The sequence below is a fragment of the Alcanivorax sp. 24 genome (assembly GCF_004360225.1).
Classification (GTDB): Bacteria; Pseudomonadota; Gammaproteobacteria; order Pseudomonadales; family Alcanivoracaceae; genus Alloalcanivorax; species Alloalcanivorax xiamenensis.
Genome location: NZ_SNUA01000003.1, coordinates 26,060 through 50,766 on the forward strand (window position 1 = coordinate 26,060; position 24,707 = coordinate 50,766).

Sequence of the window (24,707 nt, forward strand, 5' to 3'; positions counted from 1 at the left end):
CTAGATGCCAGATGACGCCGGACGCCGGACGCCGGACGCCTGACGCTTTAGAACATCGGGTCTTGGAACGTTGCGGATATAAATAGGCGCTTTTAATCCTTGCCAGGGTGTTGGGTCTGGTTTTGCATTATCGGCGTCCGGCGTCCGGCGTCCGGCGTCCGGCGTCCGGCGTCCGGCGTCCGGCGTCCGGCGTCCGGCGTCCGGCGTCCGGCGTCCGGCGTCCGGCGTCCGGCGTCCGGCGTCCGGCGTCCGGCGTCCGTGAATACTTGTACCTTTCGCCGCCCTCCGGAGTTGGATAGGCTTCCGAAGCCCTGTTAGGGCGAAATAACAATAAACGGCCTTGGTATGCACGGAGGCCGCTTCAGGAGAGCTATGATGACAACAACCGACCCGACGCCGCTGTGGCAACCCAGCGAGGAACGCATCCGCAACAGCCGCCTGCATCACTTTCAGGGCTGGCTGGAGCAACGCACTGGCCAGCAATTCCGGGACTATGACGCCCTCTGGCGTTGGTCCGTGGACCATCTGGAAGCCTTCTGGGAGGCGATCTGGCAGTACTTCGATGTGGTTGCCTCGGAACCCTACACCGAGGTGCTCGACAGCCACGAAATGCCCGGGGCTCAATGGTTCGAGGGCAGCCGGCTGAACCTGGTGGAACAGATCTTCCGGTTTCACCATGATCAGCCCGATCGTCCGGCGATTCTGTCCCGTTCCGAACTTCGTCCGCTGCAATCCCTGTCCTGGGGTGAGTTGCGCCGGCAGGTGGCGGCTCTGGCTTCCCGGTTACGCGAGCGCGGTGTTGGTCCCGGTGACCGCGTGGTGGCGTACCTGCCCAATGTGGCGGAGACGGTGGTGGCGTTCTGTGCCTGCGCCAGTGTCGGCGCCATCTGGTCCAGTTGCTCCCCGGATATGGGCACCCGCAGCGTGCTCGACCGCTTCCGTCAGATCGATCCGAAAGTGATCATCGCCGTGGATGGTTATCGCTACGGCGGCAAGGATTTTGACCGCCTGGAGGTGGTGCGTGGTTTACGTGAGGCGCTGCCGACGGTGGAGCAGATGATCCTGTTGCCGTATCTCGACCCGGAGGCCCGCCTGGATGGCGCGGATCTCTGGCGGGATATGGTCGAAGGCGAGACGCCCATGACTTTTGAGCAGGTGCCGTTCGATCACCCGTTGTGGGTGGTGTATTCCTCCGGAACCACCGGTATGCCCAAACCCATTGTGCACGGTCATGGTGGTACCTTGCTGGAAGGGCTGAAAGGCCACGCCCTGCACATGGATCTGGGGCCGGAGGATCGTTTCATGTGGTTCACCACCACCGGCTGGATCATGTGGAATTCGCAGATCACCGGTTTGATGGTGGGTAGCACCATCTGTCTCTACGACGGCAACCCCGGTTACCCGGATCTGGGCACCTTGTGGCGCTTTGCCGAGGAAACCGAACTGACTTTCCTTGGTGCCGGTGCCGCCTATTTTCTCAACTGCAAGAAGGCGGAAATCGAACCGGGACAATGGCTGACTCCTGGCAGGCTCAAATCGGTAGGGTCCACCGGTTCGCCACTGCCGGAGGAAGGGTATCAGTGGATCATGGACCAGTTGGGCGACGTGATGATCGCCACCATCAGCGGTGGCACCGATGTGGCGGCGGCCTATGTGGGTGGCTGCCCGATACTGCCGGTCTATTCCGGAGAGATGCAGTGCCGGTATCTGGGCACGGCGACCTACGCCATGTCCGACGATGGCCGGATTCTGGAGGACGAAGTGGGGGAGTTGGTGGTGACCAAGCCGATGCCGTCCATGCCGTTGTATTTCTGGAACGATGCGGAAGGGTTGCGTTACCACGACAGCTACTTCGACGTGTTTCCTGGCATCTGGCGCCACGGTGACTGGATCCGCATTACCCCGCGCGGTGGCGCGGTGATCTATGGCCGCTCCGACACCACCATCAACCGCCACGGGATCCGTATGGGCACCAGCGAGATTTATCGGGTGGTGGAAGAATTTCCCGAGGTCCTCGACAGTCTGGTGGTGGATCTGGAATATCTTGGGCGGGAATCTTTCATGCCGCTGTTCGTGGTGCTGCGCGAGGGGCAGTCCCTGGACGAGGATCTGAAAAACCGGATCAAGTCGGCGATCCGTGACAACCTGTCCGCCCGGCACGTGCCCAACGATATCGTGCCGACGCCGGAGGTTCCGCGCACGCTCACCGGCAAGAAAATGGAGCTGCCGATCAAGAAACTGCTGCTGGGGCAGTCCCTGGACAAGGTGGCGAATCCGGATGCCATGGCCAATCCGGACAGCCTGACGTTCTACATCGACTATGCCGAACGCCGTGACACCGCCAATGGGGCGGGGCAGGTGAAAACCGGCTGAGAAGTACCAACGGCGGGGGCAGGATGCCCCCGCGTCCGACCTGTCATGTCACCATTGGTATTTGACGGTAACGGTGGCTGAGCGTTTGACCCCGTAAAAACAAGCGTAACTGCAGGTGGCGTATTTCTCATCGAACAAGTTGTCGATATTGAGGGTCACCAGCCATTGCGGTGACAGCCGGTAGCGGAGGCTGGTGTCCACCACCGTATAGCTGGGCACGGCGACGGTATTGGCAATATTGCGCGTCTCGCCGATGTGGCGGACGCCGGCGCCCACTCCAAGCCCGTAGAGGAGGCCGTCGAAGGCATAATCCGCCCACAGTGACGCCATGTTTCGTGGCACGCCATTGGTCCGGTTCCCTTTGGTGCCGCTGTTGCTTTTGGTGACCTCATTGTCGATGTAGGCATAGGAGGCGATCAGGTTCAGGCCGCTGCTCAGATTGGCCCGTGCCTCCAGCTCGAAGCCGGTGGACTCGACCTCACCTTCCTGCACGGAAAAGCCGGGATTGGCCAGATCACTGGTTACCACGTTCTCCTGCGTCAGTTTGTAGGCTGACGCGGTGATGGAGGTGAACCCGCCCTGTGGCTGATAACGCAGACCAATTTCAGTCTGTTCCCCTTCGGTGGGTTCGAACGCCTGCCCGCCGGCACTTTGGCCGGAGATCGGCTCGAATGACTCGGAGTAGCTGAGATATGGGGCGAAACCGTTGTCGAATAGATAAAGCACACCAGCACGGCCGGTAAAGGCGTGGTCGTCATAGGTGGTGGCCGATACTCCGGCCAGATGATCCTTTCCTTTACCGTCAACCTGGTCGTAACGACCACCCAGCATCACCACCCAGCGGCCGTCGATCTTGATATGTTCCTGGGCATAGATCCCCAGTTGGTTGCTGTCTTCCGTGGTATCGCTAACCGGAGAGCCGTTCAGTTGCACTGGAGAGCCGTATACCGGATCGAAGATATCCAGCGCTTCGACGGTGCCTCGGTACTGGGTACGCTTGAACTGGCTTTGTTCATAGTCCAGGCCGAGCAGTGAGGTATGCTCGACGGCTCCCCAGCTCCATTTTGCCTGCAGCTGGTTGTCCAGGGTGAAGGTGCGGTTTCTGTCGTTACGGGCGGCGGAAGTGCGGGACAACATCCGCTGCGAGGCATCCAGGGACCCCATGATGAGGTAGTTCCAATCGGTCTCGGCGTCGAAATAGAGCGCGTTCTGGCGAAAGGTGAAAGTGTCGTTGAAGCGGTGACTGAACAAATAGCCGAGGCTTTTGTTTTTGGTTTCGAATTTGTCGAAACCGGGCTCACCGATGAACCGGTCGCGGTCGATATCGCCGTTGACGTTGTGTTGCACCGTGCCTTCCAGGGGGAGCCCGTACAGATAAACGGTGTCGTTACGCTGACTGTTGGCCAGCAAGGTCAAAGAGGTATCGTCGGTGGGTTGCCAGCGCAGCGATAATTGGCCGAAATCGCGGTCATCGGGAATATGGTCGGTCATGGTGTCGCCGCGGCGCAGCAAGCCGGTCACGCGATACGACAGGCGCCCATCCTCGGTGAGCGCGCCGGTGAAATCACCGGCCAGTTGTTTGCGGTCAAAACGGCCTCCTTGCACCTTCAGTTCCCGCGAAGTCTTGGTCCGCGGCAGCTTGCTGACCATGTTGACTATCCCGCCGGGGGCCGCATTGCCATACAGTACGGAGGCCGGGCCCTTGAGAACTTCAATACGCTCCATGGCGTAGGGTTCCGAGACACCGCTAAAAGTGTTGCGCGGTAATTTGCTGCCATTGAGGTACATCGGCTCGGAGCCGGTGACATTGAAGCCGCGGATGATCAAACCATCGCTGATCAGGTTGTCGCTACCCATGGGGACCACGCCGGGGGTATACAGCAGCGCCTGGTGCAGGGATTCCGCATCCTGGATTTCGATTTGATCCGCCGTCACCACGGAGACGCTCTGTGGCGTCTCGATTAGAGGAATATCCATCTTGGTGGCGGTGATACTGCGTCTTGCGGCGTAGCCCGCCACCGGGCCATAGGCTGACTCTTCGCCGGCTCCGGCATCCACCCGGATCGGTGAAAGGGTAACCGGATCCGATGGGAGCCGGCGCAGGGAGTAGCTGCCTTCCCCTTCTGGTTGCAGCGCATATCCGCTGCCGGACAGCAGCGCCTGGAAGCCCTCACGCGCGGTATAGGAGCCTTGCAGGCCGTCACTGCGGATACCGAACAACACTCGCGGATCAAAGGACAAAGGAACCTGGGCCTGGGCGGCGAATTGGGCCAGCACATCGCTCAACTTGCCGGCGGCAATGGAGAAGTGTTGCCGCGCTGTGTTTTGCTGGGCGAAGGCCGTGGCAGGTGTCAGGGTGATGGCCGCGCCGATACCGGCGAGCGAGCAGGTCATGGCCAGAGCCAGTGCCGCTGATTTGTTATTGACGCTGATCCGCGCCTGGCCCGGCCGTGGGCCGTTATATACTGTCATGGAGGTCGTTCCCGTTGATGTCTGGTGTGGTCGGACAAGGTCTTTCCCGGGAGGTGAACGGCCCGGAAAACGCCTTTCTATCCACTACACCGAACGAGAACGGAAAAAGGATCAGTTGTTTGGCCAATGATGGGAACACCCCCTTCACGGTCATCGTTTTCGCAACGTGATCCACCATGGGGATACCCGGCTGATCTCCACGGGCAGGGTCTTGCGCAGCAGGTCGAGGCTGGCATCGGTATTATTGAGCGGGAACGCGCCTGATACCCGGATATCGCTGATTTCGGGATCGCAGCGCAGAATACCGTTGCGATAGCGGCCGATCTCTTCCACCCAGGTGCGCAAGGGCATATCCCTGGCCAGCAACATGCCCTTTTCCCAGAGCAGGGCATCGTCGGCAACCGGTTTAGAAGGTCGTATCCGCGACCCGCTGAACAGGCGCTGTTGACCGGCGGGAACAATGACCTTGTCGGCATGGATCGGGCTGATTTCCACCGCGCCTTCGAAAACCGACAGGAGGGTTTCACCCTCAAGCTGGCGTACGGCGAAGCGTGTGCCCAGCGCCCGCAACCGGCCCTGTGGAGTATCGACCACGAGGGGGCGCGCATGGGGCGCGGGATCCTTGCTGGTAGTCAACAGAATTTCGCCGGCCCTCAGGGTCAGCCGTCGCTCCCGTTCGGAAAAGTCCAAGTCCACGGCGGTGGCGGTGTTCATCACCAGATGGGTGCCGTCCGCCAGATCCAGAGTCCGTTGCTCCCCGGTATGGGTGTACAGATCCGCCTGCCAGCTGTACCAGGGCAGGTAACGGTAGCTGACCCAGGCCGTGGGTGTGGCCAACAGCAGCAGGGCAAGGGTTTTCATGGCCCGTCGCCGGTCCGTGTTTTCCAGTCGTGACAGCGTCCGGCGGGCCGCCGGGCCGGCTGCCTGATGGGACGCCTGGTGGAAAGTGTCGAGCACCGACTCCGCCCGTTGCCAAGCCGCTTGGTGCATGGCGCCCTGGTTTTTCCAGCGCTCCAGGTTTTGTCTGTCGGCCGGCGTGGCGTCCCCGGATTGGAGCAGGAGCAGCCAGTCCGCGGCCTCTTCGAGGATGGCGGGATCAATAGGGGGCGAAGACGTCGGAGACGGGCCGGTCGGCATCGGGAACGGCTCTAGTCCAGGCTCAGACAGGCCAGAAAAGCCTTGCGCATGTGGCGTTTGACGGTGGGCAGCGAAACCGCCATCCGCTCGGCGATGTCCTGGTATTTCAGGCCGTCGAGCTGGGATAAAAGGAAAATCCGGCGGGTGAGCGCCGGCAGGTCGCGCAACATGGTATCGATTCGATAAAGCGCTTCCAGGATCAGCCAGCGGGTTTCTGGCGATGGCGCTTCGCAGGCCGGCAAATGAGCAATGGAATCCAGGTAGGCCTGTTCCACATCCCGCCGGCGCCAGTGGTCGATGACCAGGCAGCGGGCAATGTGGGTCAGCAAAGCACGGGGTTCATCGCCAAGCCGGGAGGTATCCCGGTGACCGCTAATCAGCCGCAGAAAGGTGTCGTGGCTGATGTCCGCCGCGTCATGATGATTGCCGAGCTTGCGCCGCAACCAACCCAGCAGCCAGCCTTGATGATCACTATAAAGGGCATGGATGTCAGCTTGTCGTGCCAATTTGGTGCCCGACACAGTAGGTCCCTTGGTAGCCAGAATGTGTAGCCAGAGAGGGCGAAAGGTCGCCCATAAATGATAATGGTTCGCATTTTATGAGATATGGGGCGACGAACGCAAATACAGCCGTGTTCGTGGGGAGCTGCCCGGGCGGCGCTCCGCTTGGCAGTGATATCCGGGTTTATGAATCGCGATCCCGGCCAGCAAGCTCGTTCCAGGTCAACGGAGCCGGTGGCCATGACTGGGGTTCGGTATTGGTGATCAAAGTGCGCAAGGCATGTTGAAATGCCTGTCGCGGCATCAACACCGCGCCCAACCGCATCAGGTGAGGATTTTCCACCTGGGCGTCCAGCAACTGGATGCCGAGCTCCGGTGCCAGTGCCCACAACGCCGCCAGCGCGCATTTGGAACCGTTATCGCGGCGGGAAAACATGGATTCGCCGAAGAATACGCTGCCCAACTGAATGCCGTAGATGCCGCCGGCCATGCCGCTGTTGTCGTGCACTGTCACGCAGTGGGCATGGCCGAGATGGTGCAGGCGCAGATAGGCGTCACGCATGTCACGGGTGATCCAGGTGCCGTCCTGGCCGGGGCGGGGCGCGGCACAGGCGTCGAGCACGTCGGCGAAATTCTGGTCCAGACGGATTTCCGGATTCCAGCCGCGCAGGGTGCGCCGGGTGCGGCGGCTCAGGTGCAGATCGCCGGGGCGAAATACGCAGCGCGGAGCCGGTGACCACCACAGTATCGGCTGAGTGTCGTCGTACCAGGGAAAGATGCCTTGACGATAGGCGCGAAGCAGAGTGGAGGGGGAGAGGTCGCCGCCGGCGGCGAGCAGCCCGTTGGGCTCCTCAAGGGCCTCTTCCACGGCGGGAAAGGGCCCCCCGGCGGGCAACCAGGGGATCATGCGCGATCAGTCTTCCAGGGTTTCCAGGTAGCGTTCCGCGTCCAGTGCCGCCATGCAACCGGAGCCGGCGGAGGTCACCGCCTGGCGATAAACGTGGTCGGCCACGTCGCCGGCGGCGAACACACCGGCCACGCTGGTGGCGGTGGCATTGCCTTCCAGACCGCTGCGGATACGGATATAGCCGTCGTGCATGTCCAACTGGCCGGCGAAGATGTCGGTATTGGGCTTATGGCCGATGGCAATGAACACGCCTTGCAGTTCCAGCTCCTCGGTGCTGTCGTCCTTGGTGGACTTGACGCGGATGCCGTTGACGCCGGAATCATCGCCCAGCACTTCGTCGAGCACGTGATCCCACATTACCGTGATGTTGTCCTTGGCGAGCAATTTGTCCTGCAGGATCTTCTCCGCGCGCAGTTTGTCGCGACGGTGAATCAGCACCACCTCGGAGGCGATATTGGACAGATACAGGGCTTCTTCAACGGCGGTATTACCGCCACCGACCACAGCCACTTTCTGGCCACGGTAGAAGAAACCGTCACAGGTGGCGCAGGCGGACACGCCCTTGCCCATGAAGGCCTGCTCGGAATCCAGCCCCAGATACATGGCCGAGGCTCCGGTGGCGATGATCAGGGCGTCACAGCTGTAGGTGCCGGAGTCGCCCTTGAGAACGAACGGGCGCTGATCCAGCACCACTTCGTTGATGTGGTCGAACAGGACCTGGGTTTCAAAGCGCTCGGCGTGCTGTTGCATGCGCACCATCAGATCCGGGCCTTGCAAGCCTTCCACGTCACCGGGCCAGTTATCCACTTCGGTGGTGGTGGTCAACTGCCCGCCCGGTTGGATGCCCGTGATCACCACCGGATTCAGGTTGGCCCGGGCCGCGTAAACCGCCGCGGTATAACCGGCGGGTCCGGAACCCAGAATGATCAGTCGATGGTGCTGCACGTCGCTCATTGAATCCTCCACCAGGTCAGGGCCTGAAAACTGGGTCTGCGAAAGAAGTGGCGACGTTATGGTGTCGCCGGTGGACCGTTTCAAGGACGAGCAAGCTACAATACTTTCACCGCCTGGTGAAGGCGGCCACGACTATCAATGCGATTTGAGGCGGCGATGGCCACGCCAGCGGCCCTTGTTGCCCGGGCCCAGGCGCGGGATACTGCGTGCGCACGAGCCGCTCGGGGCGCTGGCTCGAAAGGCGCTAATTCTGTACAATTTCATAGTTTTCAATTTGTTATGGCGTTGAGTTCATGTTTTTTCCAGCTTTTACATGACCCGGGAAAAAGCATTGGCAAACTCAGTAGGCTCTATGGATTCCAAACGCAAGAGGCGAGGCGTGACAAAGGCAGCCGCCGGTAACACTCAATCCGGTTTTTCCCGCCATCTCAAACGGGGTTTGGTGGAAGGCATGGTCATCGCCCTGATCGCCCTGTCGCTGTATCTGCTCCTGGCATTGATCAGCTACGACAGCCGCGACCCGGGATGGTCCTATGTGGGGCACGTGGACAGCGTGCGCAATGCCGGCGGCCGCGCCGGCGCTTTCTGTGCCGACCTGCTGTTGGGGCTGTTCGGGCTGATGGCCTATCTGTTTCCGGTACTGGTGGGGTTCTGGGCGTTCAAGGTCCTGCGTGAGCGCCACGCCGGCCTGCCCGGAAGCTGGCCCATGTTCAGTCTGCGCCTGGTGGGTTTCGTGCTGACCATGATCGGTGGCACGGCGCTGGCTTATATGCATTTCGCCACTGGCGGCCTGCCGGAAGACGCCGGCGGGATTCTGGGCCAGGTGGTCGGCGGCAGCGCCCTGGACGCCTTCAATGCCCTTGGCGGCACCCTGGTGATGGTGGCGCTGTTTCTGATCGGCATCACCGTATTCACCGATCTGTCCTGGATCGCCCTGGCCGAGCGCCTGGGAGAGCTGGTGGTCAGCATCGGCCAGAAGGTGCCGGCCTGGTTCGAACAGCGCCGGGAGCGGCGAGAGGAACGCAAGGCCGCTCAGGCAGCCCGCGAGCAACGCGCCCGGGTGATCACCGAGGCCAACAAGAAGAAGGAAAACCGCACGCCGCCGAAGATCGCCCAACCGGCCAAGCCGGTGGAGAAAAGCGTGCGGGTACAAAAGGAAAAGCAGCAGAAACTATTTACCGCCGAGGTTTCCGGAGAGTTGCCGCAGGTGTCCTTGTTGGATCAGGTGGACGAGGACGGCAAGGGCGGTTATTCCGAGGAAGCGCTGGACGCCATGTCGCGTCTGCTGGAAATCAAGCTCAAGGATTTCAACGTCGATGCCGAGGTGGTGGCGGTGCAGCCCGGACCGGTGATCACCCGCTTCGAGATCCAGCCGGCCCCGGGCATCAAGGTGTCCAAGATCACCAACCTGGCCAAGGATCTGGCCCGCTCCCTGGCGGTGATCAGTGTGCGAGTGGTGGAAGTGATCCCCGGCAAGACCACGGTGGGCATCGAGATCCCCAATGAGCAGCGGGAGATGATCCGATTCACCGAGGTGGTGGGGTCGAGGATGTTCGACGACGCCAGTTCGCCGCTGACCATGGCGCTGGGCAAGGACATCTCCGGCAATCCGGTGATGGCGGATCTGGCCAAGATGCCGCACTTGCTGGTGGCCGGTACCACCGGTTCCGGTAAGTCGGTGGGCGTCAACGCGATGCTGTTGTCCATGCTGTTCAAATCCAGCCCGGAAGATGTGCGCCTGATCCTGATCGACCCGAAGATGCTGGAACTGGCGGTGTACGACGGCATTCCCCATCTGCTCACCCCGGTCGTCACCGACATGAAGGAAGCCGCCGGCGCGTTGCGCTGGGGGGTCGGTGAAATGGAGCGCCGCTACCGGCTGATGGCGGCCATGGGCGTGCGTAATATCTCCGGCTATAACCGCAAGGTGGAGGACGCCAGGAAATCCGGCGAACCGCTCAAGGATCCGTTGTGGAAACCCAACGACCCGATGGATCTGGAGGAAGAACCGCCGCTGGCGGAAAAGCTGCCGTACATCGTTATTGTCATTGATGAATTCGCCGACATGATGATGATCGTCGGCAAGAAAGTGGAAGAACTGATCGCCCGTATCGCGCAGAAGGCGAGGGCCGCCGGTATCCACTTGATTCTGGCCACGCAACGGCCGTCGGTGGACGTGATCACCGGCCTGATCAAGGCCAATGTGCCGTCCCGCATCGGTTTCCAGGTATCCTCGAAAATCGATTCCCGCACGGTGCTGGACCAGGGCGGGGCGGAGCAGCTGCTCGGCCACGGTGACATGCTCTATTTGCCCGGCGGCAAAAGCGTGCCGGAACGGGTGCACGGTGCCTTTGTCTCAGATGAGGAAGTGCACCGGGTCTGCGACGACTGGCGCAAGCGCGGCGAACCGAACTATCTCGAAGAGATTCTGGACGGCGGCTCGGACCTGAACGCGCCGATGCCTGGCATGGAAATGGCCGGCGGTGGTGATGATGAGAGCGATCCGCTCTACGACGAAGCGGTGGCCTATGTGACACAGTCACGGCGGGCTTCCATTTCCTCGGTGCAGCGGAAACTGAAGATCGGCTATAACCGCGCCGCCAATCTGGTTGAAGCCATGGAGATGGCCGGCGTGGTTTCCGAAGCCGGACACAACGGACAACGTGAGGTGCTGGCGCCACCACCGCCGGACGCCTGAGGATAACGATCAATGACAAAATGGCTTGTATTGGCACTGTTGATGCCGTCCCTGGCCTGGGCTTCCGCGACCGAAACCCTGCTCGCCAAACTCAGCGGACTGCGTAGCATGAGCGGCCAGTTCGAACAATCCATGGTGGGCTCCGATGGCGATCGCCAGCAGAATGCCAGTGGCACCATGGATGTGGCGCGGGGCAACCGGTTTTACTGGAAGACCGAAGCGCCGTTCGAGCAGCTGGCGGTTTCCGATGGTAAAACCGTATGGGTGTACGACGTGGATCTGGAGCAGGTGGTGGTTCGCCCGTTGACTCCGGACCTGGGAAACACCCCGGCACTGCTGTTCGGTGGCGATCCGCGGCGGGTAGGGCAAGCGTTCGAGATTTCCGAATTGGAAAGCACGGGCACCGAGATCACCTATCGGCTCAAGCCCAAGGGCGCTGATCCTCTGTTCGAGACCCTGGACGTGACTTTCCATGGCGACACGCCGTATTCCATGCATTTGCGCGATGCGCTCGGCCAGCAGACCCTGATCCGTTTTCACGATCTGACCCTGAACCGGTCGTTGCCGGCGGAGCGATTTTCCTTCACCCCGCCGGAAGGCACCGACATTATCCGTCAGGAGTGAATCATGAGCGGGCGTGGTGGCGCGCACCATGAATGATCTGTTCGCCGATCAAACCCGCGGCGCCGCCCAGCCATTGGCGGCGCGGTTGCGGCCCTTGTCGCTGGGCGATTATGTCGGGCAGTCCCATCTGATCGGCCCCGGCAAGCCCCTGCGTCAGGCGGTGGAACGCGGGCAACTGCATTCCATGATCCTGTGGGGCCCGCCGGGCACCGGCAAAACCACGCTGGCGCTGATCCTCGCCGGCGCGGTGGACGCGGAATTCATCACCCTGTCGGCGGTATTGTCCGGCGTGAAGGACATCCGCGCGGCGGTGGAGCAAGCCAAGGCGCGGTTGGGGCAGGGGCGCCGCACGGTGTTGTTCGTGGATGAAGTGCACCGTTTCAACAAGGCGCAGCAGGACGCCTTTCTGCCGCACGTGGAAGACGGCACGGTGATCTTCATCGGTGCCACCACCGAGAACCCTTCCTTTGAGCTCAACAACGCCTTGCTGTCCCGGGCCCGGGTTTATCGCCTGCGCAGCCTGGAGCGCCAGGATCTGTCCGGGCTTTTGGATCGGGCCCTGCGTCAACCGGATCTTAGCGCCATGGTGCTGGAAGATGACGCCCGCGATCTGTTGCTGGACTATGCCGATGGCGATGCGCGGCGGCTGCTCAATATGCTGGAAGTGGCCCTGGACCTGGCGGACGGGGATCAGCCGCGCGTCGACCGGCCGTTGATGCAGGAAGTGCTGCGTGATGCGGTGCGCCGCTTCGACAAAGGCGGTGATCTGTTCTATGACCAGATCAGCGCCTTGCACAAGTCCGTGCGGGGGTCCGATCCGGACGCGGCTCTGTACTGGTTCGCGCGCATGCTCGACGGCGGCTGTGATCCGCTCTACGTGGCGCGGCGTGTGGTGCGCATGGCCAGTGAGGACATCGGCAACGCCGACCCCAGGGCGCTGACGCTGGCGCTGAACGCCTGGGAGGTGCAGGAGCGTCTTGGCAGCCCGGAGGGCGAACTGACTATCGCCCAGGCCATCGTTTTTCTAGCTGTGGCGCCGAAGAGCAATGCTGTCTACAACGCCTATAACACAGCCCGGCGATTCGTCGCGGAGCACCCCAGCAATGAGGTGCCGCTGCATCTGCGTAACGCGCCGACCAAATTGATGAAGGCGGAAGGCTACGGCGCCGAGTATCACTACGCCCACGATCACCCCGACGCTTTCGTGGACGGCGAGAACTATTTTCCTCCGTCCCTGGGCGACACCCGCTTTTACCAACCGGTGGAACGTGGTCTGGAAATCCGCATCGCCGAGAAGCTGCGCCAGCTACGGCGCCGAAACCACGACAGCCAGTGGCAACGTTACGGGGATGAGCAATGAACGCACACGGTATTTTTCCCTGGCTGGCGGTGGCGCTGGGCGGATCGATGGGGGCCTGCTTGCGCTATGCCACCGCTCTCTGGATAGGTGTGCCGGCGATGCCGGCGTGGCCCTGGGCCACCTTCGCGGTGAACCTGGCCGGCAGTTTTCTGTTTGGCCTGTTGGCGGTGCTGCTGGCGAGCCTGACCACCAGTGAACTGTGGCGGCTGGCGTTGATGACTGGCATGCTTGGCGCCCTGACCACCTTCTCGACGTTTTCCTTCGAGCTGGTCCGCCTGCTGGAAAGCCGCGGCCTGGGGTTGGCCCTGGCATACGCCGCCGTTTCGGTGGTGTCCTGCGTTTCCCTGGCTGGCCTGGGCCTGGCGCTGGGGCGTTTGTGGTTTGAATCCTGATTTTTTTCAATCCTGACATCTTATGAGTGCGCAAAGGAGCCACCATGCTTGATATTCGGGCCTTGCGGGAAAATGGCGAAGCCATCCGCGATGCACTGGCAAAACGGGGTTATGCCCTGGATCTGGACGGATTCCGGGCGCTGGATGGGCGCCGCAAGGAAGCCGATATTCGTTCCCAGGATCTGCAGGCCCAACGCAAGAAGGCCTCCAAGCAGATCGGAGAACTGATCCAGTCCGGTTTGTCGGTGGATGAGGCCAAGGCCAAGGTGGCGGAGACGCTCAAGACCCTGGATGCTCAGCTCGACGACGAAGTAGCCCGTGCCAAGGCGATCCAGGATGAGCTGCGCGATTTTCTCATGGGCGTACCCAACGCGCCGGCGGAGGAAGTGCCGCCGGGCGCGGATGAAGACGACAACGTGGAAGTGCGTCGCTGGGGCACGCCGCGCCGGTTTGACTTCGAGCCCAAGGACCATGTCGATGTGGGCGAAGCGCTCAACGAGGGCCGGCTGGACTTCGAGCGTGCCAGCAAGTTGTCCGGCGCCCGCTTCGCGGTGATGACCGGCCAATTGGCGCGCCTGCACCGGGCGCTGATCGATTTCATGCTCGACCAGCACACCAGCGAACACGGCTATCAGGAGCTGTACGTACCTTACCTGGTGGGGCCGGAAGCTCTGGCCGGCACCGGCCAGTTACCGAAGTTCGAGGAAGATCTGTTCAAGATGCGCGGTGAGCGCGAACTGTACCTGATCCCCACCGCGGAAGTGCCGGTGACCAATCTGGCGGCGGATGAGATTCTCGATGCCGAGACCATGCCCCGTCGCTACGTTTGCCACACGCCGTGTTTCCGCTCCGAGGCTGGCAGCCACGGCAAGGATACCCGGGGTATGATCCGTCAGCATCAGTTCGAGAAAGTGGAGCTGGTGCAACTGGTGCGCCCGGGAGAGTCCGAGCAGGCGCTGGAAGCGCTCACTGGCCACGCCGAGGCGATCCTGCAAAAGCTGGACCTGCCTTACCGGTTGGTGACGCTGTGCGGCGGTGACCTGGGCTTCTCCGCCGCCAAGACCTATGACCTGGAGGTGTGGTTGCCGAGCCAGCAGCGCTACCGGGAAATCTCTTCATGCTCCAACTTCCGCGACTACCAGGCGCGGCGCATGCAGGCCCGTTGGCGCAACCCGGAAACCGGCAAGCCGGAGCTGGTACATACTTTGAATGGTTCCGGGCTGGCGGTAGGCCGTACCCTGGTGGCGATCCTGGAAAACTATCAGAATGAAGATGGTTCCGTGACCGTGCCGGAGGCACTGCGGCCCTACCTGAGAGGAAAGGAGCGTCTGAGCTGAGGCGCTCCACAACACAAGGGCGCCAGCTGACGATGGATTTTCTTCCCCTTGGTCTGAAACTGACCGGGCAAACCGTGGTGATCGTGGGCGGTGGTGACACCGCCCTGCGCAAGGCGGGCCTTCTGCACCGATCCGGTGCGTTGATTTGCTTGATCGCGCCGCAATGGCGCGCGGATTTGTGCGCCCTGGTGGAGCGGGGCGGCGGCGACTGCCACCAACGGACCTACCAAGACGGCGATCTTGATCAGGCGCGCCTGGTGGTGGCGTGTACTGATGATGACGCCCTGAACCAGCGTATCGCCGAGCAATGCCATGCCCGTGGCCTGCCCGTCAATGTGGTGGGGCGGCCCGAACTCAGCAGTTTCGTTTTCCCCGCCCTGGTGGATCGCGATCCGCTGTTCGTGGCAATCACCTCGTCTGGCGCGTCGCCGGTATTGGTACGGCGTCTGCGTGATCAACTGGAAGCCTGGTTGCCGGCGCGCTGGGGCCGGCTGGCAACGTTCCTCGGCCGCCTGCGGGACAGAGTCGCGGAGCGACTGCCAGGCCGCCGCCAGCGGGAAGCATTCTGGGAGGCGCAACTGGACGGTCCCTTAATGGAACAGGTGCTATCCGGTCACGAAAGCGAGGCGGAACACGCCCTGGAACGGGCCCTGGCCAGTGCCGGCGGGAATCCGTCGGAGGCGCGGGGAGAGGTCTATTTGGTCGGTGCCGGACCTGGTGATCCGGATCTCCTGACGTTCCGGGGGCATCATCTGCTGACCAAAGCGGACGTCGTGTTGTACGACCGTTTGGTGGCACCGGAGATCGTCGCTTTGGCCCGTGCCGACGCGGAGAAGGTGTACGTCGGCAAAGCCCGCGATCAGCACGCACTGCCCCAGGGGGAGATCAACGATCTGCTGGTGCACTACGCCAGCCAGGGGAAACGGGTGTGCCGCTTGAAGGGCGGCGATCCGTTCATCTTCGGGCGCGGCGGTGAAGAGCTGGAAAAAGTGGTGGCCGCCGGTATCGACTTTCAGGTGGTGCCTGGCGTGACCGCCGCCGCCGGCTGTGCCGCCTACGCCGGCATCCCGCTGACCCATCGCGATCACGCCCAGTCGGTGCGCTTTGTCACCGGCCATCGCCGTGACGGCAGCGTCGACCTGGACTGGCCGAATCTGATGGCGGAGCAGGAAACATTGGTGTTTTACATGGGACTGGTGGGATTGAAGGAAATCTGCGCTCAGCTCATGGCCCACGGCCGCTCGCCGGACACCCCCATTGCCCTGGTATCCCGGGGCACCACCGACGCTCAGGAAGTGATCACCGGCCAATTGAACACTCTGCCGGCGGCCATCGAGGGGCGCACCGTGCACGCGCCGACCCTGATCATTGTCGGCAGTGTGGTCAGCCTGCATCCTCGCTATCGCTGGTTCGGAGAGGCCGGGTGGCGGACGCCGGGCGCCGGACGCTAAACAAAACGCGGTCCGTGGACCATGCTGATACGCCTTATTCGCGAGCAAGCCCGCTTCCCACATCGACTCCGTGGATCTTCTGTGGGAAGCGAGCTTGCTCGCGAATACAGTTCGAACTCCTTTCTGCAAGGCCAAGCAAGCCGCCTGGGTTTGGCATGCAAGCGTGCGATTCTATAGCGCGTCCCGGTCCCGAGCGGTCCACAGCGCCTGGGCGGCTTTGGTCCCTTCCTCCAGGTCCTTCGCTTTACCCAGACCCCACAGGGTCGTTGCCACGGTTTGCCGGACCGCCGCTTCGCCGTAGGCGTCGCTTTCCTCGCCACGCCACACCGCTCGCAGATGGTCGGTGGAGACGGTGCCGGGCGGTGCCTGCCGGGGCAGGGCGGAGTCGAGCACGGCCTCCACCCGCTCTCCGCCACGCAGACCGCCAATGCTGGTACGGGCGTCCGGACGGATCTCCACTTCTCCTCCTTCACCCTTGAACAGCAGGAGATTGCGATCGCCACAGAGGCGGGACGCTTCCAGATGCAGGTTCAGATAGGCGGGGTGAAACACGCTTTGCAGGCTCAGTGTGGCTTGAGCCGGATTGAGATTGCGCGCGAGAGTGTTGATCGGGGAGCGCAATCCCAACTGAAAGCGCAGCATCAATAGCGTACTCAGCGGTGGACAGAACTGCTCCACCCCAAGATAGGTAAAGCCTTCATCATGCAACTGCTCGCTGGCCTCGGCCACCGTGCATGGCAGCTTGCAACCGAGCTTGCGCAGGCTCTCGTCAGTGTAATGCCGCTCCGGCGTATGGGCGGGGCCGCCGTGCATGAATACCCGCACACCATTGTGTGCCAGCAGGCGGGCGGCCAACACATACCAGGGGTGATGTTTTTTCTTGCCGGCATAGCTGGGCCAGTCCACGTCGGCTTTGGGCAAACCAACCAAATAGTGGCTGCATACCGGCCGGCAGGCCTCAAGAAAACCGGCCAGTTCCTCAGGGGTTTCTTCCTTGACCCGCAACAACATCAGAAAGGCGCCGATCTGTGCCTGGGTCGCTTCGCCCTGAAGAATATGCCCCATGGCCTCGGCGGCTTCTTCGCGGGTCAGGTCGCGGCGGGCGCGTTTACCGCGTCCAAGGGTTCGGACGAAAGGGGCGAAGGCGTGCTCGCTCATGGAAGGACTCGTGTGAGATCAAACAGAATGGGTCAAGAATACCAGCTTGTGGCCGGGCCGTATTCCGCTGTCAGTGCCACCAGCCGGTCGTAGTCGATGCATTCCAGGTCGGCGCGCCGCGCCGGCGGCAACGGCGGCTGGCCAAGCAGGTATCCCGGACCTTGCAGTGGAAACTCCGCCGCCACCAGATGGCCGTGGTCGACGAATACGCACGGATCTCCAGGCTGATACAGAGCGAGGCAGGTCCGCGCAGCTGCACTGTCCAGATCGTCGAAAGCAATAAGGTGCAGCATGGTCAAAATACCAGGGTCTGTTCCGAGTTGGCGTGCAGATGACGCAAGTCGTCGGTGCTCAGTGGTTCGATGCTATCCACCGGATAATCGGCCAGGGCTTCCGCCGAAGCCACGCAACGCACCGCGAAAGCCTGCAATTGTTCCAACTGCTCCCGTGGTGCCGCGAGGCGGTTGAGCGCGCGCAGTACTCCGTCGGTTATCCACACAGTGGATTGGAGGCCGAAGGCGGCGCCGGTGAGAATCATTTCCTGGGTCTCGCGCCAATCCGGAGAGTGGCAGGGACCACGATGCAGGACGTACAGAATGGAATCAGCCAAAGTGCAGTACCCGGTCGCTGTGGCGGGTGGCCTCTACCCACTCGCCGAGCCCCACCAGTTGGAAGCCGTCGGCCAGATTATCACTGTCGACCCCAGCGCGTTCGCCTTCTGAATGGTCGGTAACGCCTCGTCGTAGAGCGGCACCGATGCAGACCCGCGCAGGCAGGGCGCTGTTCTTGACCAGGGATTGCCAGCGGCTGGCCACGGCTTCGCCGTCACGGCCCGGATGAATCAGCCGATTGGCCAGGTGGACGCCATCACCGTAGAAGAAGACTCGGAACAGGGAGTAGGGGGAACGCAGCACCGCTTCGGTGGTATGGAGAGCGGTGACCGCCGCCGCCGTTTCCGGCCCGGCGGTCACCAGGATACTGAATTGCATCAATCGTTGCCGCTGAGGGCGCTGAGCAGGTGCAACAGAGACAGGAACAGGTTGTAGATGGATACGAACAGCGTCACGGTGGCCATGATGTAGTTGGTCTCGCCGCCGTGAATGATGGCGCTGGTCTGCCACATGATCAGCAGGGATGAGAGCATCACGAACGCGGCGGACACCGCCAGAGCCAGGGCCGGAATGTTGAAGAAGAAGGCCGCCAGACTGGCGACGAACGCCACCAGGATGCCCACCATGATGAAGTTGGTGAGGAAGCTGAAGTCCTTGCGGGTCACCAGGGCAATGGCGGACATGGCCACGAAAATGGTGGCGGTGCCGCCCAGAGCCAGGCTGACGATTTCCATGCCGCCGGGGATCTGGGCGTACATGTTGATAATCGGGCCAGTGGTGAAACCCAGCCAACCGGTCAGACCGAACACGGCCAGAATGCCCCAGGCGCTGTTACGCAGCTTGCTGGTGGCGAACAGGAGACCAAAATAGACGACGATGGTCAGGATCGGGCTCATATAGCCCATGCCCGTGGACATGGCGAACACGGAGGCGCCGGTGGCCACGATCAGGCTCAGGCCCAGCAGCATATAGGTGTTTTTCAGCACCTGGGCGGCGCGTTCGCCGCTGACTACCGCTCCACCGCTGGCGTGCGGGGCGACATAGGGATTTGGTTGGTTGCGCATGATCAATCGCTCACAAAACAAAGTGTATTCATGATAATAGGGACGTCCGCGCCAAAATCAAGATTTTCCCAACGAATCACAGGGTTACAGCAATTTTCTTGATCTTTCCCCGTTGACTGCCAACGCGTCTCAGGTATGATTGGCGCCCATCGGAGAGGTGGCTGAGTGGCCGAAAGCAGCGGTCTTGAAAACCGCCGACGGGAGACCGTCCGTGGGTTCGAATCCCACCCTCTCCGCCATACCTCTATAAACGCCCCGCTCCGCGGGGCGTTTTCGTATGGCTTTCCCGCCCTGTTCCTCCTCGCCATCTTTCGGTGTGATTCGAATTGTAAAATTTCGGCCTGTGTCACGGCATTTTCAATGGTGGTTTTTCAGTGGCTGTATTCTCCATTGCTGATGAAAAAGGGGAAGTGTTTCAGTGCCAGAGTAATGATGTCATTTTGGTTTTATTGAGATTCAATTCCTTATTAAACAAGCATTTATTAAATAGGTCGGTGTTTTTAACTTCCTTGGCTTCCTCGGGCAGCGCCCTTAAAAAAAGGGAGAGTTTTAGTGGTCGCACCTTCATTGAATTGGAATTTTCCAGTGAGGCAATACAAAGGTGTATTGCCGTAAAGAAAGGATTGCGCTAAAAGTGAATAAAACTGAACAGCATATGACGCAGTTTGCCGGTTGCGTGCTTGGCGTCGTTATTCGCTGTAACCAGGGCAAGCAGCCGGCTAAGTCATGAACGGATTTCACTGACTAACGCAACGGTTACGAACAAAAAAGATATTCGCGCCGTGCGTTCCGAAGGAGTGGGAACATGGTTGATAAAATTATTAACATCCTGGAAAAATCCAGCGGCGCTGTCACGAAAGCTCCTTGGGGTGACACGGTGTCGCTCATGGGGGGCGGGAATGTGGTTCAAATGCCCCTGAGCCCCGACCAGATCGATTTCACCAGCCGGGTGGGTAACGATCTCGTCATTACCCTCAAGAATGGTGAGCAAGTCACCATCACCAATTTCTATCTCGCTGGTGAAGGGGAGGAGGCGGCCAACGAACTTCAACTTCTTGATGATGAAGGTATTCTCTGGCTGGGCCAGTCCGATGGCGCCGGAGGCTTCGGTTTTGCCCAGGCAGCCTCGGGAGGTGGGGATTGGGGGTTGGCGGCGCTGGCGGTCGGTGGTGCGGCGGCGGCATTCCTGATCAGTGATTCTTCTTCCGGTTCCAGTTCCGGCGGATCCGGGGACGATAACGTGGCTCCCGATGCCCCCACGGACCTGACGGTGAGCGAGGATGGGGGGATAGTGACGGGGCGGGGTGAACCGGGCTCCACGGTCACCGTGCGTGATTCCAACGGCAATGTTATCGGCGAAGGACAAACCAACGCGGAGGGTGAGTTCGAAGTCGAATTGAGCGAGCCGCAGGTCGATGGCGAGGAACTGGATGTCAGCCTGACCGACGAGGCGGGCAATGAATCGGAGCCCGGCCAGGTCACCGCGCCGGACAGTACCGCGCCGGACGCGCCGACCAACGTTGAGGTGAGCGGGGACGGCACCACCGTCACCGGCGAAGGTGAACCTGGAAGCAAAGTCACCATCACGGATCCCGACGGTAACGTGATTGGCGAAGGCACGGTGGATGACGATGGCAACTTCACCGTCGAACTGACCGAACCGCAAACAGATGGTGAAGAACTGGAAGTGACCCTGACCGACGGAACGGGGAATGAGTCCGAACCGGTCACCGCGGTGGCTCCGGATGGAAGCGGTCCTGATGCTCCGGTCATCACTCAGGCAGAAGATGATGTGGCACCGGGCACTGATCCGGTGCTGACCGGAGGCAGCACCAACGACACCACGCCGACCCTGACTGGGACGGCTGAAGCGGGCAGCACGGTGGAAGTGTTCCAGGATGGTGTGTCCTTGGGAACAGTTGCCGCCGATGCGAGCGGCAATTGGAGCTTCACACCCAGCACCGAGCTGGCGGAAGGGGACTACAGCTTTACCGCCACGGCCAGCGATGCGGCGGGTAACACCTCGGATCCGAGCACGGCGTTCGAGTTGAACGTAGATACCACCGCGCCGTCGGCTCCAACGGTAGAACCCACTGACGGAACGATCCTTACTGGTATCGCCGAAGCGGGCAGTACCGTTGATGTGGATATCAACGGGGATGGCACCCCGGACTACACGGTGGAAGCAGATGCCGATGGCAACTGGTCGGTGACGCCGGATGCGCCTCTGGCGGATGATACGGAAGTTAGCGTTACCGCCACGGATGATGCCGGCAACACCAGTGATCCGGTCACCACTATCGTTGACGACAGCCTTGGTGATATCACGCCGCCGGTGGTGACCTTGGATGCGGTCGTCACCAATGACACCACCCCGGAACTGACTGGCACGGTGGATGATCCGAACGCCAGCATCGTAGTGACGGTAGACGGCGACAACTATACCGCCACCAACAATGGCGATGGCACCTGGACGCTAGCGGATGGCGAGCTGCCGGCGCTGACGGATGGCGATTACACGGTAACGGTTACCGGTTCCGACGGCGCCGGTAACGAAGGCACGGCCACCGGCATGGTGACAATTGATACCGTGGCGCCGGAAGTGACGGTGGAGCCGTCTGATGGGGCTTTGCTCACCGGTACGGCGGAAGCGGGTAGTACCGTTGATGTGGACACCAACGGCGACGGCACCCCTGACTACACGGTGGAAGCGGATGCCGACGGCAACTGGTCGGTGGCACCGGATGCGCCTCTGGCGGATGGCACGGAAGTCAGTGTCACGGCCACGGACCCGGCGGGTAATACCAGTGATCCTGCCACCACCATCGTGGACGAAAACCTGAACGACACCACGCCCCCGGCGGCGCCGACCATCGCCGAGGTAATGGATGATGTGGCACCGGGCACCGATCCGGTGCTGACTGGAGGCAGCACCAACGACACCACGCCGACCCTGACCGGGACAGCGGAAGCGGGCAGCACGGTAGTGATCTTCCAAGATGGCACGGAGATCGGTACCACCACCGCCGATGGCAGTGGCAATTGGAGCTTCACACCCAGCACCGAGCTGGCGGAAGGGGACTACAGCTTTACCGCCACGGCGACCGATGCGGCGGGTAACACCTCGGATCTGAGCGCGGTGTTTGAACTGAATGTAGACACCACCGCGCCGGCGACTCCGACGGTGGAGCCCTCCGATGGAGCAACGCTTATCGGTACCGCCGAAGCGGGCAGCACGGTTGATGTGGATATCAACGGGGATGGCACCCCGGACTACACGGTGGAAGCGGACGGCAGCGGTAACTGGAGCGTGACACCGGATACCCCGTTGGCCGATGGCACGAATGTGAGTGTTACCGCCACGGACGAAGCCGGTAATACCAGTGCTCCAGCTACGATCGGTGTGGACGCCACGGCGCCGGTGGTGGCCTTGGATGCGTTGGTTACCAACGACAGCACCCCGGAGTTGACGGGGACGGTGGACGATCCGGACGCCAGCCTCGTGGTGACGGTGGACGGCAACGACTATACCGCCACCAACAACGGTGATGGCACCTGGACGCTGGCCGATGGTGATCTGCCGGCACTGACCGATGGTGATTACACCGTGACGGTAACGGCCACTGACGCCGCGGGCAATGAGAGCACCGCTAGTGGTGCTCTGACGGTGGACACCACCGCACCGGCGGCACCAACGGTGGAACCCACTGACGGAACGATCCTTACTGGTACCGCCGAAGCGGGCAGCACGGTTGACGTGGATACCAACGGGGATGGCACCCCGGACTACACGGTGGAAGCGGACGGCAGCGGTAACTGGAGTGTGACACCGGATACCCCGTTGGCCGATGGCACGAATGTGAGTGTTACCGCCACGGACGAAGCCGGTAATACCAGTGCTCCAGCTACGATCGGTGTGGACGCCCTGGCTCCAGCCGCGCCGACCATCGAAGATGCGCTGGACGATGTGGATCCCGGCACCGGCCCGATACTGCCCGGCGGCAGCACTAACGATGATACGCCTACTCTGAGGGGTATGGCGGAAGCCAACAGCACCGTGGAGATTTTCCAGGATGGTGTTTCCGTGGGCACGGTGCAGACCGATGCCAGCGGTAACTGGAGTTTTGTCGTCCCGGCCGCACTGGCCGATGGTACTTATGGCTTCACGGCCACGGCCACGGACGAAGCGGGCAACACCTCGGATCCGAGTACCTCCTTTGATGTGACAGTGGACACCGTTGCTCCGGATGCGCCGACCTTGAGCATCGCCGATGCCGCCGACGGTATCGTCGACAGCAACGAAATGGTGGACGGGGTACAGGCCGAGGTAGGCCTGCCTGCCGGCGCCGAGGCGGGTGATGTCATCATTCTGACTTTCACCGGAGACGGTGGCGCGGTCTACACTGCTGAACACACCGTAACCACGGATGAGGTGACCGCGGGTACGGCCAATGTGGATGTGGCCCAATGGCTGGATGACGGTACCTACACCGCTACCGCCACGATCACCGATGCGGCGGGCAACGTCTCGCCGGATTCCAATTCGGTCGGCTTTGACGTCGATGCTTCCGGTCCGGTAGTGAATGTCGATGGCGGCAGTCTGCTGGGATTGATTGGTGTGGAAGCGATCGGGCTCCTTGATCTCAACCATCAGATGTTCTCTGCCTACGACCCGAATAACAATCTGGCGTCGGTCACTATCGAGATGTCTTCGCTGTTGAGCATCAACCAGATTCTGGGGCTGTTGGGAGCAGGGAACCAGACTTTGAACTGGTCTCAGGCGCTGGCTGATGAATTGGGACTGGATATCCAGTTCAGCGACTACAATCTTTTCCCTCTCAATCTCACACCGACACTGACGATTACCGCGGCGGACGGCGGCGCCATCGATAATCTCGCGATCAACGAGTTTCTGGCTTCGATCTATCTGGCGGATGCCTTGCTCGGAACCGATCTCGGATTGCTGCCAAGCTATACCATTACAGGGGAGGACCTCGACGGGCAGACCGCTACCGACAGCGTTACCGATCTGGCCGAGCTCAGCCTGTTGAACGCGGCGAATAATCCGGTGACTGATGGCACCTCGGGTGCCGACACCCTGGAAGGGACGGCGGGTGGTGATCGTCTCTATGGTTACGATGGTGACGATGTACTCAACGGCAACGCCGGAGATGACTGGCTGCGCGGTGGCAACGGCAACGACACCCTCAATGGCGGGGACGGTAACGATACCCTGGTCTACGAAGGCCTGGGTAACGATACTTTCGACGGCGGTGCCGGCGAGGATACATTGCTGTTGACTGGTGATGGCATTTCTCTCGACTTCGTTGACAGCCTCGCGGGCGACTATGTCGACCCGGCGACGATCAACAATATCGAGCATCTGTCGATCAGCGGCACCGGCGCCAACGAGATATCCATCGACCTGGCATCGTTGATCGCAATGACCGATGCCAACAATGTGCTGTTCATAGACGGTGATCAGGACGATACGGTGGAACTGATCGGAGATTGGCAGAGTACCGGTACCTCCACCGTGGACGGCACTGATTACGTGGTCTACAGCCAGGAGGGCAATCCCAGTGAACTGTGGGTTCAAAGCGGCATCTCGGTGATTTAGTCCGCCGGCGACGCGCACCGGCACCGGGCCAAGAGGTCCGGTGCCTTCT

Annotated in this window: 18 protein-coding genes and 1 tRNA gene; 9 read left to right on the plus strand and 10 right to left on the minus strand. The window is 61.4% G+C overall.

The genetic code is table 11. The features are described from left to right. The first annotated feature begins 372 nt into the window (after window positions 1–372). Window positions 373–2,373: an acetoacetate--CoA ligase gene (locus E0L37_RS04995; RefSeq protein ID WP_133490696.1), complete on the plus strand. Its 2,001-nt coding sequence runs from the start codon at window positions 373–375 to the stop codon at window positions 2,371–2,373. 48 nt (window positions 2,374–2,421) lie between these two features. Here the strand turns inward: E0L37_RS04995 and E0L37_RS05000 are convergent, their stop codons facing one another. The 5 genes from E0L37_RS05000 to trxB all read right to left on the minus strand — a co-directional run bounded on the left by E0L37_RS05000 (window position 2,422) and on the right by trxB (window position 8,343). Further along, complete coding sequence (locus E0L37_RS05000) at window positions 2,422–4,845, minus strand: TonB-dependent siderophore receptor (protein ID WP_133490697.1); 2,424 nt, start codon at window positions 4,843–4,845, stop codon at window positions 2,422–2,424. A gap of 150 nt (window positions 4,846–4,995) precedes the next feature. Further along, window positions 4,996–5,982, minus strand: a complete 987-nt coding sequence (locus tag E0L37_RS05005; RefSeq protein WP_133490698.1) for a FecR domain-containing protein — start codon at window positions 5,980–5,982, stop codon at window positions 4,996–4,998. 11 nt (window positions 5,983–5,993) lie between these two features. Next, on the minus strand, window positions 5,994–6,503 hold the full coding sequence (locus tag E0L37_RS05010; protein ID WP_133490699.1) for a sigma-70 family RNA polymerase sigma factor: 510 nt from the start codon (window positions 6,501–6,503) through the stop codon (window positions 5,994–5,996). 163 nt (window positions 6,504–6,666) lie between these two features. Continuing rightward, on the minus strand, window positions 6,667–7,389 hold the full coding sequence (gene aat / locus E0L37_RS05015; protein ID WP_133490700.1) for a leucyl/phenylalanyl-tRNA--protein transferase: 723 nt from the start codon (window positions 7,387–7,389) through the stop codon (window positions 6,667–6,669). Between the two features lie 6 nt (window positions 7,390–7,395). Next, a complete protein-coding gene (gene trxB / locus E0L37_RS05020) occupies window positions 7,396–8,343 on the minus strand; it encodes a thioredoxin-disulfide reductase (RefSeq protein WP_133490701.1) in 948 nt (315 codons plus the stop codon). Between the two features lie 352 nt (window positions 8,344–8,695). Between trxB and E0L37_RS05025 the strand changes: the two genes are divergently transcribed. From E0L37_RS05025 to cysG, 6 genes are read left to right on the plus strand one after another with little or no spacing between them, the layout of a single operon-like run. Then, window positions 8,696–11,041: a DNA translocase FtsK gene (locus E0L37_RS05025; RefSeq protein WP_370450517.1), complete on the plus strand. Its 2,346-nt coding sequence runs from the start codon at window positions 8,696–8,698 to the stop codon at window positions 11,039–11,041. 12 nt (window positions 11,042–11,053) lie between these two features. After that, the gene (gene lolA / locus E0L37_RS05030; RefSeq protein ID WP_133490703.1) at window positions 11,054–11,665 is read left to right on the plus strand and encodes an outer membrane lipoprotein chaperone LolA; all 612 of its coding nucleotides are present in this window, start codon (window positions 11,054–11,056) and stop codon (window positions 11,663–11,665) included. Between the two features lie 28 nt (window positions 11,666–11,693). Then, complete coding sequence (locus E0L37_RS05035; protein ID WP_133490704.1) at window positions 11,694–13,025, plus strand: replication-associated recombination protein A; 1,332 nt, start codon at window positions 11,694–11,696, stop codon at window positions 13,023–13,025. After that, complete coding sequence (locus E0L37_RS05040) at window positions 13,022–13,417, plus strand: CrcB family protein (protein WP_133490705.1); 396 nt, start codon at window positions 13,022–13,024, stop codon at window positions 13,415–13,417. The genes E0L37_RS05035 and E0L37_RS05040 overlap by 4 nt, the downstream gene beginning before the upstream one ends. A 44-nt stretch (window positions 13,418–13,461) precedes the next feature. Further along, on the plus strand, window positions 13,462–14,754 hold the full coding sequence (gene serS, locus E0L37_RS05045) for a serine--tRNA ligase (RefSeq protein WP_133490706.1): 1,293 nt from the start codon (window positions 13,462–13,464) through the stop codon (window positions 14,752–14,754). Between the two features lie 32 nt (window positions 14,755–14,786). Beyond that, a complete protein-coding gene (gene cysG, locus E0L37_RS05050) occupies window positions 14,787–16,205 on the plus strand; it encodes a siroheme synthase CysG (RefSeq protein ID WP_133490707.1) in 1,419 nt (472 codons plus the stop codon). A gap of 171 nt (window positions 16,206–16,376) precedes the next feature. On the opposite strand, the gene E0L37_RS05055 is transcribed toward cysG, so the two are convergent. Genes E0L37_RS05055 through E0L37_RS05075 form a run of 5 tightly spaced genes read right to left on the minus strand, consistent with a single transcriptional unit; the run spans window position 16,377 to window position 19,038 of the window. Then, on the minus strand, window positions 16,377–17,363 hold the full coding sequence (locus E0L37_RS05055; protein WP_133490708.1) for a glycosyl transferase family protein: 987 nt from the start codon (window positions 17,361–17,363) through the stop codon (window positions 16,377–16,379). A 32-nt stretch (window positions 17,364–17,395) separates the two neighbouring features. Next, window positions 17,396–17,656 (minus strand): hypothetical protein, encoded by a 261-nt coding sequence (locus tag E0L37_RS05060; RefSeq protein ID WP_133490709.1) that lies wholly within the window; start codon window positions 17,654–17,656, stop codon window positions 17,396–17,398. A gap of 2 nt (window positions 17,657–17,658) precedes the next feature. Continuing rightward, window positions 17,659–17,973, minus strand: a complete 315-nt coding sequence (locus E0L37_RS05065) for a hypothetical protein (protein ID WP_133490710.1) — start codon at window positions 17,971–17,973, stop codon at window positions 17,659–17,661. Further along, window positions 17,966–18,352, minus strand: a complete 387-nt coding sequence (gene tusD / locus E0L37_RS05070) for a sulfurtransferase complex subunit TusD (RefSeq protein WP_133490711.1) — start codon at window positions 18,350–18,352, stop codon at window positions 17,966–17,968. The genes E0L37_RS05065 and tusD overlap by 8 nt, the downstream gene beginning before the upstream one ends. Further along, the gene (locus E0L37_RS05075) at window positions 18,352–19,038 is read right to left on the minus strand and encodes a Bax inhibitor-1/YccA family protein (RefSeq protein ID WP_133490712.1); all 687 of its coding nucleotides are present in this window, start codon (window positions 19,036–19,038) and stop codon (window positions 18,352–18,354) included. Before E0L37_RS05075 ends, tusD begins: the two co-directional genes overlap by 1 nt. A 151-nt stretch (window positions 19,039–19,189) precedes the next feature. Between E0L37_RS05075 and E0L37_RS05080 the strand changes: the two genes are divergently transcribed. Together E0L37_RS05080 and E0L37_RS21505 are read left to right on the plus strand one after the other, a co-directional pair. Further along, window positions 19,190–19,277: transfer RNA gene (locus E0L37_RS05080), tRNA-Ser, on the plus strand. Window positions 19,278–19,843: 566 nt separating this feature from the next. Next, on the plus strand, window positions 19,844–24,658 hold the full coding sequence (locus tag E0L37_RS21505; protein ID WP_166643008.1) for an Ig-like domain-containing protein: 4,815 nt from the start codon (window positions 19,844–19,846) through the stop codon (window positions 24,656–24,658). Window positions 24,659–24,707 lie beyond the last annotated feature (49 nt).

What these genes read in the sequence shown, in the direction of transcription:
- E0L37_RS04995 (WP_133490696.1), top strand. Translation starts at nt 373, where the DNA reads ATGATGACAACAACCGACCCGACGCCGCTGTGGCAACCCAGCGAGGAA.
- E0L37_RS05000 (WP_133490697.1), bottom strand. Translation starts at nt 4,845, where the DNA reads ATGACAGTATATAACGGCCCACGGCCGGGCCAGGCGCGGATCAGCGTC.
- E0L37_RS05005 (WP_133490698.1), bottom strand. Translation starts at nt 5,982, where the DNA reads ATGCCGACCGGCCCGTCTCCGACGTCTTCGCCCCCTATTGATCCCGCC.
- aat (WP_133490700.1), bottom strand. Translation starts at nt 7,389, where the DNA reads ATGATCCCCTGGTTGCCCGCCGGGGGGCCCTTTCCCGCCGTGGAAGAG.
- trxB (WP_133490701.1), bottom strand. Translation starts at nt 8,343, where the DNA reads ATGAGCGACGTGCAGCACCATCGACTGATCATTCTGGGTTCCGGACCC.
- E0L37_RS05025 (WP_370450517.1), top strand. Translation starts at nt 8,696, where the DNA reads ATGGATTCCAAACGCAAGAGGCGAGGCGTGACAAAGGCAGCCGCCGGT.
- lolA (WP_133490703.1), top strand. Translation starts at nt 11,054, where the DNA reads ATGACAAAATGGCTTGTATTGGCACTGTTGATGCCGTCCCTGGCCTGG.
- E0L37_RS05035 (WP_133490704.1), top strand. Translation starts at nt 11,694, where the DNA reads ATGAATGATCTGTTCGCCGATCAAACCCGCGGCGCCGCCCAGCCATTG.
- E0L37_RS05040 (WP_133490705.1), top strand. Translation starts at nt 13,022, where the DNA reads ATGAACGCACACGGTATTTTTCCCTGGCTGGCGGTGGCGCTGGGCGGA.
- serS (WP_133490706.1), top strand. Translation starts at nt 13,462, where the DNA reads ATGCTTGATATTCGGGCCTTGCGGGAAAATGGCGAAGCCATCCGCGAT.
- cysG (WP_133490707.1), top strand. Translation starts at nt 14,787, where the DNA reads ATGGATTTTCTTCCCCTTGGTCTGAAACTGACCGGGCAAACCGTGGTG.
- E0L37_RS05055 (WP_133490708.1), bottom strand. Translation starts at nt 17,363, where the DNA reads ATGAGCGAGCACGCCTTCGCCCCTTTCGTCCGAACCCTTGGACGCGGT.
- E0L37_RS05060 (WP_133490709.1), bottom strand. Translation starts at nt 17,656, where the DNA reads ATGCTGCACCTTATTGCTTTCGACGATCTGGACAGTGCAGCTGCGCGG.
- tusD (WP_133490711.1), bottom strand. Translation starts at nt 18,352, where the DNA reads ATGCAATTCAGTATCCTGGTGACCGCCGGGCCGGAAACGGCGGCGGCG.
- E0L37_RS05075 (WP_133490712.1), bottom strand. Translation starts at nt 19,038, where the DNA reads ATGCGCAACCAACCAAATCCCTATGTCGCCCCGCACGCCAGCGGTGGA.
- E0L37_RS21505 (WP_166643008.1), top strand. Translation starts at nt 19,844, where the DNA reads ATGGTTGATAAAATTATTAACATCCTGGAAAAATCCAGCGGCGCTGTC.